At 68.2% G+C, this 14936-nt stretch carries 14 protein-coding genes; 10 read left to right on the forward strand and 4 right to left on the reverse strand.

Annotated features, from left to right (window positions below; translation table 11 throughout):
- Positions 1-110 precede the first annotated feature (110 nt).
- On the reverse strand, positions 111-1388 hold the full coding sequence (frc, locus tag MKK82_RS22485; RefSeq protein ID WP_238285598.1) for a formyl-CoA transferase: 1278 nt from the start codon (positions 1386-1388) through the stop codon (positions 111-113).
- A gap of 450 nt (positions 1389-1838) precedes the next feature.
- Between frc and MKK82_RS22490 the strand changes: the two genes are divergently transcribed.
- Entirely contained in the window at positions 1839-2123 is a 285-nt protein-coding gene (locus MKK82_RS22490; protein ID WP_238285597.1) for a hypothetical protein, read from the forward strand.
- A 244-nt stretch (positions 2124-2367) separates the two neighbouring features.
- Here MKK82_RS22490 and MKK82_RS22495 read toward each other — a convergent pair whose 3' ends face one another.
- Entirely contained in the window at positions 2368-3093 is a 726-nt protein-coding gene (locus MKK82_RS22495) for a hypothetical protein (protein ID WP_243986894.1), read from the reverse strand.
- Positions 3094-3363: 270 nt separating this feature from the next.
- Between MKK82_RS22495 and MKK82_RS22500 the strand changes: the two genes are divergently transcribed.
- Genes MKK82_RS22500 through MKK82_RS22515 form a run of 4 tightly spaced genes read left to right on the forward strand, consistent with a single transcriptional unit; the run spans position 3364 to position 6976 of the window.
- Complete coding sequence (locus tag MKK82_RS22500) at positions 3364-3543, forward strand: hypothetical protein (protein WP_238285595.1); 180 nt, start codon at positions 3364-3366, stop codon at positions 3541-3543.
- A gap of 48 nt (positions 3544-3591) precedes the next feature.
- The gene (locus tag MKK82_RS22505; RefSeq protein WP_243986896.1) at positions 3592-5466 is read left to right on the forward strand and encodes an MHYT domain-containing protein; all 1875 of its coding nucleotides are present in this window, start codon (positions 3592-3594) and stop codon (positions 5464-5466) included.
- A gap of 2 nt (positions 5467-5468) precedes the next feature.
- Positions 5469-5915, forward strand: a complete 447-nt coding sequence (locus tag MKK82_RS22510; RefSeq protein ID WP_238285592.1) for a response regulator — start codon at positions 5469-5471, stop codon at positions 5913-5915.
- Positions 5912-6976: a response regulator gene (locus MKK82_RS22515; protein WP_238285591.1), complete on the forward strand. Its 1065-nt coding sequence runs from the start codon at positions 5912-5914 to the stop codon at positions 6974-6976. Before MKK82_RS22510 ends, MKK82_RS22515 begins: the two co-directional genes overlap by 4 nt.
- A gap of 9 nt (positions 6977-6985) precedes the next feature.
- Here the strand turns inward: MKK82_RS22515 and MKK82_RS22520 are convergent, their stop codons facing one another.
- Positions 6986-7549 carry a TetR/AcrR family transcriptional regulator gene (locus MKK82_RS22520; RefSeq protein ID WP_238285590.1) on the reverse strand — a complete coding sequence of 188 codons (564 nt, stop codon included), beginning with the start codon at positions 7547-7549 and terminating at the stop codon, positions 6986-6988.
- 97 nt (positions 7550-7646) lie between these two features.
- Here MKK82_RS22520 and MKK82_RS22525 point away from each other — a divergent pair, with 97 nt between their 5' ends.
- The 4 genes from MKK82_RS22525 to MKK82_RS22540 all read left to right on the forward strand — a co-directional run bounded on the left by MKK82_RS22525 (position 7647) and on the right by MKK82_RS22540 (position 13333).
- Positions 7647-8747 (forward strand): efflux RND transporter periplasmic adaptor subunit, encoded by a 1101-nt coding sequence (locus MKK82_RS22525; RefSeq protein WP_238285589.1) that lies wholly within the window; start codon positions 7647-7649, stop codon positions 8745-8747.
- On the forward strand, positions 8744-9844 hold the full coding sequence (locus tag MKK82_RS22530; RefSeq protein ID WP_238285588.1) for an efflux RND transporter periplasmic adaptor subunit: 1101 nt from the start codon (positions 8744-8746) through the stop codon (positions 9842-9844). Before MKK82_RS22525 ends, MKK82_RS22530 begins: the two co-directional genes overlap by 4 nt.
- Positions 9845-9866: 22 nt before the next feature.
- Positions 9867-12929: an efflux RND transporter permease subunit gene (locus tag MKK82_RS22535; protein ID WP_243986898.1), complete on the forward strand. Its 3063-nt coding sequence runs from the start codon at positions 9867-9869 to the stop codon at positions 12927-12929.
- A gap of 182 nt (positions 12930-13111) precedes the next feature.
- Positions 13112-13333, forward strand: a complete 222-nt coding sequence (locus tag MKK82_RS22540; protein ID WP_238285586.1) for a hypothetical protein — start codon at positions 13112-13114, stop codon at positions 13331-13333.
- A gap of 14 nt (positions 13334-13347) precedes the next feature.
- On the opposite strand, the gene MKK82_RS22545 is transcribed toward MKK82_RS22540, so the two are convergent.
- A complete protein-coding gene (locus tag MKK82_RS22545; RefSeq protein WP_238285585.1) occupies positions 13348-13725 on the reverse strand; it encodes a 4a-hydroxytetrahydrobiopterin dehydratase in 378 nt (125 codons plus the stop codon).
- A 187-nt stretch (positions 13726-13912) separates the two neighbouring features.
- Between MKK82_RS22545 and MKK82_RS22550 the strand changes: the two genes are divergently transcribed.
- Positions 13913-14896 (forward strand): ABC transporter substrate-binding protein, encoded by a 984-nt coding sequence (locus MKK82_RS22550; protein WP_238285584.1) that lies wholly within the window; start codon positions 13913-13915, stop codon positions 14894-14896.
- Positions 14897-14936 lie beyond the last annotated feature (40 nt).

The raw sequence follows: 14936 nt of genomic DNA on the forward strand, positions 1-14936 counted from the left end.
CGAGGAAGGTCGACGTATGCCGGAGCGTCGACCGTTGCAGCTTGGCGGCCGGCGATGAACGCGCGAGCGGCGAAGGTCCGGTGACCTCGCGCCGCCCCCGCAGGACAGCGTCACTCCGCGGCGATCTTCTGCACCGCGCCGATGGCCCCGGACTCGGCGATTTCGCCGACTTCCGTCTCCGAGTATCCGAGCACGTCACGCAGGATCTCGTCGGTGTGCTCGCCCAGAAGCGGCGACCGCTTGACCTCGCTCGGGCTCGCCGAAAGCTTGATGGGATTACCTACGGTCAGGTACTTGCCGCGCGTCGGATGATCGACTTCCACGATGGTGCCGGTCTTCCTCAGGGCCTCGTCCTCGGCGATTTCCTTCATCGACAGGATCGGGCCGCACGGGATGTCGTGCTTGTTCAAGGTATCCATCGCCTCGAACTTGGAGACCTTCATCGTCCACGCTTCGATCCGCGTGAAGATCTCGTTGAGGTGCGGCAGGCGGGCCTTCGGGGTCGCGTAGTTGGGATCGGTCTTCCAGTCGGGCTCGCCGATGATGTCGCAGATCGGGTCCCACACCGCCGCCTGCGTGATCACGTAGATGTAGGCGTTGGGATCCTGCTCCCAGCCCTTGCACCGCAGGATGCGTCCCGGCTGACCGCCGCCGGAATCGTTGCCGGCACGGGGGGTGGCCTCGCCGAACGGGATGCCCTCGCCGAACTGGCTGTATTCCTTTAGCGGGCCGTGCTCCAGGCGCTGCTGGTCGCGCAGCTTCACGCGGCACAGGTTGAGCACGCCGTCCTGCATGGCGCAGTCGACCTTCTGACCGAGGCCCGACTGGGTGCGGTGGTAGAGGGCGGTGACGATGCCGAGGGCGAGGTGCAGGCCGGTGCCGGAATCGCCGATCTGCGCTCCCGTCACCATCGGGATGCCGTCCCGGAAGCCGGTCGTCGAGGCGGATCCGCCGGCGCACTGGGCGACGTTCTCGTAGACCTTGCAGTCTTCATAGCGACCGGGGCCGAAGCCCTTCACGGAGGCCAAAATCATCCGCGGGTTCGCTTCGTGGATCTTCTCCCAGGTCAGACCCATGCGGGCCAGCGCCCCCGGCGCGAAGTTCTCGACCAGAACGTCGCATTCCTTGATGAGGCGCCAGAGCACCTCCTTGCCCTTCGCGTTCTTCGAATCGAGCGTGATCGAACGCTTGTTGTGGTTCAGCATCGTGAAATAGAGACTGTCCACTTCAGGAAGATCCTGGAGCTGCTGTCGCGTCGCGTCGCCGACGCCCGGCCGCTCGACCTTGATCACGTCCGCGCCGAACCAAGCCAGCAGCTGGGTGCAGGTCGGACCCGATTGGACGTGGGTGAAGTCCAGGATGCGGACGCCTTCGAGGGCCTTGGTCATGATCGGTCTCGGAGTTGGAAGCGGTTCGGGATTGCGGGGGAACGGATCAGGCCGCTCAGACTGGTTCCAGGATGCCCTCGGGAGGCTGCGACCGGCAACGCGCGCCGCGACGGTATGCGCGGCCCATCCTTCGAGGGATCATGTCTGCACTCCCTGTCAAAGCGCGGTCTCGTCGTGTCGCGACACCGTCGTTTGGACCCGGCGTGACGAGTCCGGCGATTTGTATACCACATGCCATCATTCGGAAGCGAGTGCCTATTGTGTGCGGCCCACGCCCGCTCAACGCGCAACCGTAGGCTGACAATCCAGCTACCTCAACAAGTCCGCATGTCTCGGACCTCTGCTATGTGCCGCAGCCCTTGGCTTTCGTCCGTACGCGGTCCATGATTTCGTCAAAATTGCCGACCCGCAGGGGTGGCGAAACGATGCAACGCTGAACGAGGAACGCCCATGCTCGCCAGCACCAGCCTTATCAAATCGTCCTGGATCGCCGTCGATGTGGACCATGATCGCGCAGAGCGCGTGCTCGTGGTCGAAACGTACATTGCCGTCAGCCCGCTGGAGCCGAATTTCGACGCCGCGCAGTACGAGCGCGTGCTGGCCTGCGTGCAGAACGTCCTCAAAACCCATCCGGAGATCGACCGCGCCTCGATCCTGAGCATGCACCGCGGCTCCGGCTGCACGGCCCTGTTCCGTGATCCGCCCGCATCGGCCAAGCAACCGGCGGCGGCCTGAGGGGGGCGAAACTCCGCGGTCCTCTTCTTTCGGGGAGGGGGTCGTGAAGTCCATCGTCCGGAGCCGCGCGCGGAAGCGTCTCGGGAGTTCCGCGTCGACGGGGCGGGTGAGCCGCCGGCCACAATGCGCGCGACAAGCCCGCACCCTGCGCGTGGGACGAGGCCATTCAGGCCGGCGCGCCGGCCCGTCGCGAAGCCGCGGGATCGCTGAAGCCGATGAATCCGGTCCGGGACCGCGACGCCGCCTAAGCCTTGCCGGACGTATCCGGAGGTTCCAGCGCGACCCGGGCCGCGTGGAACCACCAGAGCGGAATATCGCGGTTGGCTTTGGCAAGATCCGAGGCCCAACCTTCCTTGGGCATCACGTCGGCCCGGTCGGCGAACAGGCGAAGCGCGCTTTCGGCCCGCTCCCGGCGGGCTCGCTCCTGGATCGCCTCGCGCTCGGCGGAGGCTCGGGCATCCGCATGCTCGACCAACCGGCGCGTCGCCAGATCATCCGCGTCGAAAGCGAAGTGCTGCCAGAACGCCTCCGCTTCGCGCGCGACATCCCGCTCACGCCGCATCGTGGCGAGCGCCTCTTCTGCGGCAGCGCAGGCAGCCTCGGCTGCATGATGCGCGGCATCGGCTGCGTCACGCGCGGCCTCCGCCGCCTCGGCCCGCGCGAGCATCCGGTTGTTGGCCTCGAGAAGCTCGCGTTCCCGGTCGGGTGCCATCCGCTGGCGACGCAACACCCGTAATTCCTCGTCGTCGGCCGACCGCGCCGCCGCGTCGACCAGGAACGCCGCGAGGGGGCCCGCCAAGACGACGTCGGCGCGGTGAAGGAAGCGCTCCCGAAGGTCGGACCTCGCTCCGTCGAGGGATTCGTCGTCCCAGGGGGGATATTCCGCGACGCTCTGATCGGAATCGTACAGAGCCCGTGCGAGGGTCGTACGCAGCTGGTCCGGGGACGGCGTCGCGGGGTGTTCGTTCATGAAGCTGCATGGTCGATGAGGAGCGACGAAGCCTACAACGCGCGAGAACCGCAGGAGAGGCCATGCCGCTGCGACGAACCGGAATTTTTATTTCGCGCCGTTGCCGGATCGAGATTTCTGCGCGGTCATCCAGCGTCCATCGCAGCGTCACGGCAGGAGAGCGATGAAACCATCAGCTTTTCCTATACCGGTTCATAATCCAGATACGGCTCGCTAGAACTTCATCGTTGTCGTTCCCCCAGGGGAAGATCGAGCTGAACACCTGGCGCAATGCTGGAAGGTCATTGCGCGGCGCTGGCTTCGGCGCCGTTGACCGAGGCGAATGCCTTTCCGACGCTGGTGCGCGGGGTGAATACGGACCGGTCATGGGACCGGCTGCAACGTGGCGGTCTTGTTGACCGCATCGGCGACGCCCAGGGGCGGTTCAACCCGGATGGCGGTCGCGAATAACACCGGCTACATGCGGATCCACGCAGATCGCGCGTCGATGCCTTCAGAATGGTCCATACCGGCTTCAATCCGGCGCTCGTCGCCCTGTCGATCGGCCTCGCGGTCTTCGCCTCGTACACCGCGCTGGACCTCGGGGCCCGGGTCCGCGGGCCCGTCGCGGGTCCGCGTTGGCCGTGGGTGGCCGGTGCCGCCGTGGCCATGGGGGGCGGCATCTGGTCGATGCACTTCGTCGGCATGCTCGCCTTCGAGATGGGTCTGCCGGCGGATTACGATCTCGGCGTCACGCTCCTCTCCCTCGTCATCGCGGTGGCTGCGACCGGAGCGGGTTTCGCCTGGGTAGCCCGGACGGGCGGCAGTCCCGACGGCGTGCTGGTCGCTGGCCCGCTGATGGGCCTCGGTGTCGCCGGGATGCACTACACCGGCATGGCGGCGCTCCGGATACCGGGACACCTTTCCTACAGCCCTTCCATCGTCGCCGTCTCGATCGTGATCGCCGTGACAGCCGCGACCGCCGCCCTGTGGCTCGCCTTCCGCCAGCACGGCGTCGCGCAGAAACTGGTGGCTGCCTGCATCATGGGCATCGCGGTGGCCGGGATGCACTATACCGGAATGGCCGCGGCGACCGTTACGGCGTCCGACGCCGCCGCGCATGCCGGGATGGCGAAGGCGGGTCAGGAGAGCCTCGCCGTCTACGTCGCCGGCACGACCTTCCTCATCCTGTTCCTCGCAATGCTCGCCTCCTCCCTCGATCAGCAGCGGGTCCAGCAGGATCTGCAGGCGAGCGAGGCGCGCTTCCGTGCGGCCGTGCAGGCCCTGCGCGGAGTCCTCTGGACCAACGATGCCGAGGGCCGGATGGTGGGCGAGCAGCCCGGCTGGAGCGCCATCACCGGGCAGACGCGCGCGCAGTACGAGGGGTTCGGCTGGGCCGACGCGGTCCATCCCGACGACGTGAAGTCGTCGGTCGAGACCTGGAACGCCACCGTCAGCGCCCGGCGAACCTACGTTCACGAGCATCGGGTCCGATCGCGCGACGGGACGTGGCGGCACTACGCGATCCGTGCGGTCCCGGTCCTCGACCGACGCGGCGCCATCCGGGAGTGGGTCGGGGTCCATACCGACATCACAGAGCAGCGCGAGGCCGAAGCGGAGCTGAGGGAATCAAACGAGGAGATCCAGCGCTACGCCTACATCGTCAGCCACGATCTGCGCGCGCCCCTGGTCAACGTGATGGGGTTCACGAGCGAGTTGGACTCCGCGCGGCTCGAGATCGGTGCGGCACTGGGTGACCACCCGGATGCTGCGCGGCTCGACGCGGATTTCGCGGAGGCGCTGGGTTTCATCAAGGCTGCCGTGAACCGAATGGAGGCGCTGATCGCCGCCATCCTGAAGCTGTCCCGCGAGGGCCGTCGGCAGTTCACGCCGGAACACCTCGACATGGCGGCCGTGCTCCAGGCCGTTGCGGACGCGCTCCGGCACCAGGCCGAAGCCGCCGGTGCCCACGTGATCATCCCGGCAACTCTGCCGGGCATCGTCGCCGATCGCCTCGCGGTCGAGCAGATCTTCGGCAACCTGCTGGACAACGCGATCAAGTACCTCGACCCGTCTCGCCCGGGACGGATCGCCGTCACGGCCCGCTCGACCGGCCCCCGCGGCATCTGCTTTTCCGTCACCGACAATGGCCGCGGGATCGCGGAGCGGGATCACGCCCGGGTCTTCGAGCTGTTCCGGCGCTCGGGCGCTCAGGATCGCCCCGGCGAAGGCATCGGCCTCGCCCACGTCAAGGCACTCGTGCGCTCCCTCGGCGGACGGATCGACGTCAGCTCGACGCTGGGGAAGGGAACCACGTTCGACGTGACCTTGCCGTCCCGGGCGGCTAATGCGGACCTGGAGGCCGTGGAGCCGACGCCCATGGCCGCCGAATGAGCATGGAGCGCCCCGTGCATCCCGTCAGTATCGTGATGATCGAAGATGACGAGGGCCACGCCCGGCTCATCGAGCGCAACATCCGACGGGCCGGCGTCAACAACGAGATCGTGCCATTCCGGGACGGCACCTCGGCGCTCGCATACCTGCTGGGGGCGGACGGGTCCGGAGAGGCGAGCGCCAAGCGCCACCTGCTCATCCTTCTAGACCTCAACCTGCCCGACATGACCGGTCTCGATATCCTCGAGACGGTCAAGGCGAACCCGCACACTCGGCGCTCCCCCGTGGTGGTGCTTACGACGACGGACGACAGCCGCGAGATCCAGCGGTGCTACGATCTCGGAGCGAACGTCTACATCACGAAGCCGGTCAACTACGAGGGCTTCGCCAACGCGATCCGGCAGCTCGGGCTGTTCTTCTCGGTCATGCAGGTCCCCCAGAACCCATGAGCCGCGAGCGCCCCGACGCGGATGCCCCGACCGCCGCGGCGCGCATCCTGTACATCGACGACGATCCCGGCCTCGGCCGCCTGGTCAAGCGCTCGCTCGAGGCGCGGGGCTACGCGGTCGAGCTCTGCGAGAGCGGCGCCGACGGTCTGGCACGCTTGGCCGCGGGCGGGATCGACGCGGTGGCGCTCGATCATCACATGCCCGGCCAGACCGGGCTCGACCTCCTGCCCGAGATCCGCGCCTTGCCGCAGGCGCCGCCCGTCATCTACGTGACCGGATCTGAAGACAGTCGCGTCGCCGTCGCCGCGCTGAAGGCCGGAGCGGTCGACTACGTCTGGAAGGATGTCCAGGGCCAGTTTCGCGAGCTTCTGGGCGAGGCGGTCGCCACGGCGCTGCGGCAGGAGACCCTGCGGCGGGACAAGGAGCGGGCGGAGGCCGAGATGCGGGAGGCCCGCGACCGGGCCGAGCTGCTGCTGCGCGAGGTCAACCACCGGGTCGCCAACTCGCTCGCCCTGGTGGCGGCGCTGGCGCATATGCAGCGCAACGCGGTGACCGATCCGGCCGCCAAGGCGGCGCTCGACGAGATGCAGGCGCGGATCTCGGCGATCGCCGGCATCCACCGTCGGCTCTACACCTCGGACGACGTCGAGAGCGTGGAGTTGGACGCCTATCTCGGTAGCCTCGTGGAAGAGCTGCAGGCCGCGATGCGGGCGAGCGGCCGGGATCACCCGATCCGTCTGCGGGCCGCACCGGTTCGGCTGTCCACCGACAAGGCGGTGTCGGTGGGTGTGGTCGTCACCGAATTGGTGACCAACGCGTACAAGTACGCCTATCCGCTGGGCACGTCGGGCGAGATCCGCGTCGAGGTGGCGCGGGATGCCGCCGACACGATCCTGCTCGCCGTCGAGGACGACGGCATCGGGTGGACCGGGGAGGGACCCGTCCGCGGAACGGGGCTCGGATCGCGGATCGTGCGGGCCATGGCGACCAACCTGCGCTCGGCGCTTTCCTACGTCCCCGGGCGCCCGGGGACCCGCGCGGTGCTGGCGTTCCAGGCCTGACGGCGGATCTCAGCGGTCTGACCGCTGCGCGATCCGCTCCAAGGCGTCGAGCATCGGCGCGACGTCCGCGTCGCGGAGCTGATGGAAGCCGAGCGCACGGCCCATGAACAGGCCCAGGATCGCGAAGAAGAGCACCGAGCCCTCTCCGGGACTGGCACCCGCGACGGCTTCGAGGCGCCCCAGCTGCTCGGCCACGAAAGCCTTGTAATCCTTTTGCGCCTCCGGAGATTCCATCGAGGCCAGCAGCAGCGCGTGCGAGGACTCGTCGTCGTCGCAGTAATGCCCACGGACATGGGCCACCAGCGCCCGGGGAAGTTGCGACGGTCCGGGTGGAATCTCGGCCTCGCAGGCGGCCAGTTCCGCGCGTAGCTGCGTCAGCTTCCGCGTGACCAGGGCCAGGATGAGGGCCTCCTTCGACGCGTAGTGATGCAGCACCCCGCCCTTGCTCAGGCCGGCTTCCGCCGCGACCGCATCGATGGTCAGCCCGCGCGCGCCGGCCTTCAAGAGGACTGCGGCTGCCGCTTCGAGGATGATCTCCGGACGCTCGACGAGCCGCCTGCGCTTCGCTTCCATCACTCACCTGCGTTAAAAACCGACTGGACGGTATGTAGTGGATCGGCTAGGACGACGCCACGCAATCTGCACGAGCCCGGCCGGGATGGTCGACCGCATGATCCGCAAAGCCAATCTACGTCCTGTCGCGTATATTCTTGCGATAACCGCCTTCGGCGGTATTGGGTGCGCGCAGGGTGAGACGGCAACCGTCGACCCAACCGTGGTGCGCGTCCGGGTCGTGGAGGCCCGGCGTACGCCCGTGGCGCTCGACGTGGTGCTGACGGGTGACATCCAGGCTCAGGCACAGGTCAACGTGTCGTTTCGGACGAGCGGAAAGGTGGCCGAGCGTCGGGTGGAAATCGGCGACCACGTCGAGGCCGATCAGGTCCTCGCCAGCCTGGAGCCCCTGACCCAGCAGGCCAATCTCGACAACGCCAAGGCTGCACTCACGTCGGCAGAAGCCCTTCAGACCCAGGCCAAGATGTCCTTCGAGCGGCAGAAGCAGCTTCTGGCCGGCGGCTTCACGACGCGCTCCACCTACGACAACGCGGAGCAGGAACTGCGCACCACGCAGGCTTCGGTCGAGTCCGCCAAGGCCGCCCTCGGGACCGCGCAGGAGCAGTTCTCCTACACGGAATTGCGTGCGGGGGTCGCGGGGATCGTCACGAGCCGCAGCTTCGAGGTCGGTCAGGTGGTGCAATCGGGCCAGACCGTCCTGGCCGTCGCCCAGGACGGTCCGCGGGACGCGGTCTTCAACGTGTACGAATCACTGACTACCAAGCCCCCGTCCGGCGACGCCGTCGTGATCACCCTGCAGGCCGACCCGACGATCGCCACGACCGGGATTGTCCGCGAGATCTCGCCGACCGTCGACGCATCGACCGGCACGGTCCGCGTCAAGATCGGACTCACCAAGACGCCGCCCGCCATGGGTCTCGGCGCCGTTGTGGTCGGGCGCGGTCGCTTCGCACCCCACGACGCCGTGGAACTGCCCTGGTCCGCACTGTACCGCTACGACGGCCATCCCGCTGTCTGGATCTACGACCCGGCCCGGAACACCGTCGCGGTCCGCATAGTCGAGATCGATCGCTTCGGCCCCGACATCATCGCGCTGAGATCGGGTGTCGAGCCGGGTGAGCGTGTCGTGGTCGCCGGCATCCAGTTCCTGCGGCCCGGGCAGGTCGTCCGCGCCACCGATTTGGGGGGGCGACCATGATCGTGCGGTCCATCCTGGCCATCGGCCTTAGCGCGGGATTTCTGTGCGGCTGTGATGGGCGCGGCGATGAGGCGCGCGATCCCTCGTCCGGCCCGGTTCGACCGGTGCTCACCCAGGTCGCCGAGCCGATCGATACGATCACCTTCGGCCCGTTCGCCGGAACGATCGAGCCGCGCTACCAAGCTCAGCTCGGCTTCCAGATTCCTGGCCGGATGGTCGGGCGCGACGTGACGGTCGGCGACATCGTCAAGAAGGGCCAGCGTCTCGCGGCCCTCGACGTCATCGTCACGCGCTTCGATCTGACCCGCGCCGAGGCCGATCTCGCCGATGCCCGCGCCCAGGCCGAGAACGCCGAGGCCGCGGAGGCGCGAACCCGCCGGTTGATGACCGGCAACAGCGTCGCGCAAGCCACCCTCGATCAGGCGGTGGCCAAGCGTGAGACCGCCCGGGCGCGGGTCGATCAGGCCCTGGCGAGTCTGCAGAAAGCCCGCGACCAGCTGGGCTACACCGCGCTGAAGGCCGAGTTCGACGGCGTGGTCACGCAGCGCCTCGCCGAAGTCGGGCAGGTGCTGAGCGCAGGGCAGGGCGTCGTGACCGTGGCACGACCGGACGTTCGCGAGGCCGTGGTCGATATCCCGGAGGCCTACGTGGGCGCGATGCCGGCGGAAGGCGTCTTCACAATCGCCCTCCAGAGCGCGCCGGACGTGACCGCGCGCGGGCGCGTGCGGGAGGTGTCGCCCCTCGCGGAATCAGGGACTCGCTCGAAGCGCATCCGGATTACCCTCGAGGATCCGAACGCGGCGTTCCGCCTGGGTTCGACCATCAACGTCTCGCTGGCCCGGGCGGTGCCGCCCCACATTCTGCTGCCCGCCTCGGCTCTGCTCGACGAGGGTGGCCGCCCCTCGGTCTGGGTGGTCGCCAGGGATGGCAAGACGGTGATGCGCCGCGACGTCACGCTGGCGGAGCACCGGCGCGCGGCGGAGGCGGGCCGGATCGCCGTCACCGCGGGGCTCCAGCCGGGCGACAGGGTCGTGATCGCCGGTGTCCACGCACTCGCAGAAGGCCAAGCCGTGCGCCTGACCGACGGCGCCGTCTGAGCTGACCGCACGGGGTTCCCCAGTGAAGGATTTCAACCTCTCCGACTGGGCGCTCGAGCACCGCTCGTTCGTCTGGTTCCTGATGCTCGTCTCGCTGATCGCGGGCGTGATGGCCTATACCCGCCTCGGCCGCGAGGAGGATCCGCCCTTCACGATCAAGACCATGGTCGTCCAGACCACGTGGCCGGGCGCGACCATCAAGGACACCCTCGACCAGGTCACGGACCGCGTCGAGAAGGAGCTTCAGCAGCTCAACGGCCTCGACTACGTCCGGAGCTACACGACGCCGGGCTCGTCCACCGTGTTCGTGCAGTTCCGCGACACGCTGAAGAAGGGCGAGGTGCAGCCGGCCTTCTATCAGGTCCGCAAGCGCCTCGGCGACATCAAGGGCCAATTTCCGCAGGGCGTGCAGGGGCCGTTCTTCAACGACGAGTTCGGCGACGTCTTCGGCAACATCTACGCCTTCACGGCGGATGGCCTGACGCACCGGCAATTGCGCGACTACGTCGAGACCATCCGCACCGAGGTTCTGCGGGTGCCCGACATCGGCAAGACCCAGCTGATCGGCACGCAGGCCGAGACGATCTATCTCGATTTCTCAACCCGCAAGCTCGCGGGCTACGGCATCGACTTCCAGGCGCTGATCAAGGCTCTGCAGACGCAGAACGCCGTCTCGGCCTCCGGCGTGGTCCAGGCCGGTCCCGAGCGCGTCTCGCTGCGGGTCAGCGGGTCCTTCGCCTCGGAGGCCTCCCTTCAGGACTTCAACCTGCGCGTCAATGACCGCTTCTTCCGCCTCGCCGACATCGCCGAGATCAGCCGCGGCTACGAGGATCCGCCCGCGCCGCTGTTCCGGGTGGACGGCAAGCCCGCGATCGGCCTCGCCATCGCGATGCGGCCGGGCGCTAACCTGCTCCATTTCGGCGAGGCGCTGAAGGAGCGCATGCGCCGCATCGAGGCGACCCTCCCGGTCGGTGTCGGCGTCCACCTCGTCTCCGACCAGCCCCGCCAGGTCGAGCACGCAATCGGCGGCTTCACCGAGGCGCTGGTCGAGGCCGTGATCATCGTCCTGGCGGTGAGCTTCGTCAGCCTCGGCGTCCGGGCCGGCCTCGTGGTCTCCGTGTCGATCCCGCTCGTGCTGGCGATCGTCTTCGTGGTCATGCAGATCATGGACGTGACGCTGCAGCGCATCTCCCTCGGCGCGCTGATCATCGCGCTGGGCCTGCTGGTCGACGATGCCATGATCACTGTCGAGATGATGGTGGCCCGCCTGGAGCGGGGCGACACGCTCCGCAAGGCCGCGACTTTCGCCTACACGTCGACGGCGTTCCCCATGCTGACGGGGACGCTCGTGACCGTTGCGGGCTTCCTGCCGATCGGGTTCAACGGCTCCGGCGCGGGCGAATACACCTATTCGCTGTTCGTGGTGATCGCGGCCGCCCTGCTGGTCTCCTGGGTCGTGGCGGTCCTGTTCGCACCGCTCGTCGGCGTCACGCTCCTCCCGAAGACCATGAAGCACCACACCGAGAAGGAGGGAATCTTCACTCGCCTGTTCGTCGGGGCGCTGCGGATCGCCATGCGCTGGCACTGGACGACGGTGGTGGTCTGCCTCGCGCTGATGGTCGCCGCGATCGTCGGGATGGGCCACGTGCAGCAGCAATTCTTCCCGTCCTCGGACCGGTCCGAGGTGCTGGTCGACCTCACCCTGCCGCAAAACGCCACCATCGCCGAGACCCGCGCGCAGATGGATCGGTTCGAAACGCGGCTGAAGGACGATCCCGATGTGTCGAGCTGGTCGTCCTATGTCGGGCAGGGGGCGGTACGCTTCTACCTGCCCCTCGACCAGCAGCTCGCCAACGCGTTCTTCGGACAGATCGTGATCGTCACCAAGTCTCTGGAGGTCCGCGATCGGGTGATGACCCGCCTCCAGGACGTGGCGCGGCAGGACTTCGTCGGCACCGACGTCCTGGTGCAGCCGCTGAGCCTCGGTCCCCCGGTCGGCCGGCCCGTCCAGTACCGGCTGAGCGGACCCCGGATGGAGACGGTGCGCCGTCTCGCCCTGGACCTCGCCAACGTCGTGGCCGGCGACAAGCGGCTCGACGTGCCGACCTTCGACTGGAACGAGCCCGGCAAGGTGCTGCGGGTCGAGATCCTTCAGGACAAGGCCCGGCAGCTCGGCGTCACCAGCCAGGACGTGGCCGGCATCCTGAACGGGATCGAGGGCGGTCAGGCGATCACCCAGGTGCGGGATTCGATCTACCTCGTGAACGTCGTCGGCCGAGCGGGCGCCGCCGAACGATCCTCGCTCGACACGCTGCAATCGCTTCAGGTTGGCCTCGCCAGCGGGTCGGTGGTGCCGCTCCTCGCCTTCGCGCGGATCGGCTACGACCTGGAGCAGCCGATCGTCTGGCGCCGCGACCGGCTCCCCACCGTGACGGTACGGGCGACCATCCACGATATGACGCAGCCGGCCACCATCGTGACCGCCCTGCAGCCCGGAATCGACGCCTTCGCGAAGGCGCTGCCGGAGGGCTACACCCTGCAGACCGGCGGTGCGGTCGAGGAATCCGCCAAGGGTCAGGGTCCGATCGCGGCCGTCGTGCCGGTCATGCTGCTCGCCATGGCGTTGCTGCTGATGATGCAGCTCCAGAGCTTCGGCCGGGTGCTGCTGGTCTTCGCCGTGGCGCCGCTGGGACTGATCGGCGTGGTGCCGGCGCTGCTGCTGTTCGAGAAACCCATGGGGTTCGTCGCCATCCTGGGCATCCTCGCGCTCATCGGCATCATCATCCGAAACGCCGTGATCCTCGTGAGCCAGATCGAGGAATTCCGGGCCGACGGGCTGGCGCCCTGGGATGCCGTGTTCGAGGCGACGCACCACCGGATGCGCCCGATCCTGCTCACCGCGGCGGCGGCGAGTCTCGGCCTGATCCCGATCGCCCGGGAGGTGTTCTGGGGGCCGATGGCCTTCGCCATGATCGGCGGCATCCTGGCGGCGACCGTCCTGACGCTGCTGTTCCTGCCCGCCCTCTATGTTGGCTGCTACCGGATCCGGCCGGCGAGCGGCGGCGGAGCGACGCACAGCGCCTGACCGATCGTCAAGCGGACGAGATCGCGGCGCCCTCCAGCGCCGCGACAAGCGGTCGACCCGTCCTTTCGCCCCCTCAGGACGGGTCGACCGTGGAGGGTATCCCTGCGCGCAGTGTCGCGTGGGCGGAAACTTTGCGATGGTCTGGCGCGTAGGGCTGGGCTGGAACGAGGATCCGAGCGCCCATGAATGCCTTCATCGCCGTCGTTCTGGTCTGCGCCAACGGCCTGGCCCAGGAGGCCTGCACCGACGATCAGGCCCTCGAGGTCCGCAAGATCCGGGTCGCCAACGAGCTCGGCTGCGCCACGGGTTGGCAGGAGATCATCGCGCGGACCGAGCGGCGCGACGAGATCGGCAGGAGCGCCTACCTCAAGACCGAATGCCGTCGGGTGAAGGAGCCGCGGTGACGGCTCCCTCGGCGCTACTTGTCGTACTTGATGTAGGCGAATCGCGGATCGGTGGGCGTCCCCTCCAGACCCTGTCCCTCCTGGCCGGGCTGCCAGGCCACCACCTCCTCGATCTTGCGGGCGAGGGCGAAGTCCTTGTCGGTGATGCCCTTCGCGGCGTGGTTCATCAGCCGGACCTCGACCCAGGCATAGGAGGCGGTGATGTCGGGATGGTGCCACGCGGCCTCAGCGAGGTGGCCGACGGTATTGATCACCATGAGCGTGCTCTTCCAGCCCGCGGTCTTGTAGGTCCGGCGGATCCAACCCTCCTCCAGCCGCCACGCGGGCAGCTCGGCCTTCAGCCGCGCCTCGACGGTGGCGTGGTCCAAGGCCTCTTCACGTCGCTCACTCATGGTCCGGTCCCTCCCGTAAACGTGCCTGGATCGAAGGTGCCGCTGTGGCAGGTTGCGCGCAAGCGTGTTCCGCACGATGGACGGAGGCCGGTGCGAGCCCTATGACCTGTTTCCAATGGCAATGGGCCGGGTCCTTACCCCAGTCTCGCGCCACCGAGGACTGCGCAAGACGATGGGAGAAGGCGTGATGCTGTCACGGCGCGCGATGCTCGCCGGAAGCGTGCTCGGCGGCCTCGGGCTTCGAGCGGCGCGCGCCGACGGACCGACGATCCGCCTTGGGAGCCTGCCCTTCGGCACGTCCACCTGGGAAGCGGCGGTGATCAAGGCCCGGGGTCTCGACGTGGCCAACGGCTTCACGCTCGACGCCGTCAAGCTCGCGGGTAACGACGCGGCGCGGATCAGCTTCATCGGCGGGCAAGTCGACACCATCATCGGGGACCTGCTCTGGGCGGCCCGCCTCGGCAATGACGGGCAGGCGGTGCGGTTCATCCCGTACTCGACGTCTGAGGGCGCCGTGATGGTGCCGGCCGACAGTCCTGTGAAGACCCTCAAGGACTTGGACGGCAAGCGTCTCGGTGTCGCCGGCGGCCCCCTCGACAAGAACTGGCTGCTGCTCAAGGCGCAGGCCAAGGATGCGGCCGGGATCGACCTTGAGCGCGCCGCCGAGATCGCCTACGGCGCGCCGCCGCTGATTACCCTGAAGCTGGAGCAGGGCGCCCTCGACGCGGCGCTGACCTACTGGACCTATTGCGCGCGGCTGGAGGCCAAGAAATACCGCCGCCTCGTCGGCGCGGAGGACATCATGCACGCGTTGGGCGTCGCCGGCGACGTGGCGCTGATCGGCTACCTGTTCCAGGATACGGTCGTGAAGGAGAAGCCGGCCGCCGTAGCCGGCTTCGTGCGGGCTTCGCGGGCGGCCAAGGACATGCTCGCGCAGGATCCCGCCACGTGGCAGATAGTGCGCCCCCTCATGGCCGCCGAGGACGACGCCACCTTCGAGGCGCTGAAGCGGGATTTCCTGGCGGGCATCCCGCGCCGATCCGTGGCGGAGGAGCGCGCCGACGCCGAGAAGCTCTACACGGTGATGTCCCGCCTCGGCGGGGCGCGCCTCGTCGGCAAGGGGAGCGCCCTTCCTCCCGACCTTTACTACGACACGGGCCGCAATGGTTGAGGCGCCGGCGCGGGGGGCATTCACGCGGGTGATGCCGACA

Origin of the sequence: Methylobacterium sp. E-046 (genome assembly GCF_022829625.1) — a bacterium.
Lineage (GTDB): Bacteria > Pseudomonadota > Alphaproteobacteria > Rhizobiales > Beijerinckiaceae > Methylobacterium > Methylobacterium longum.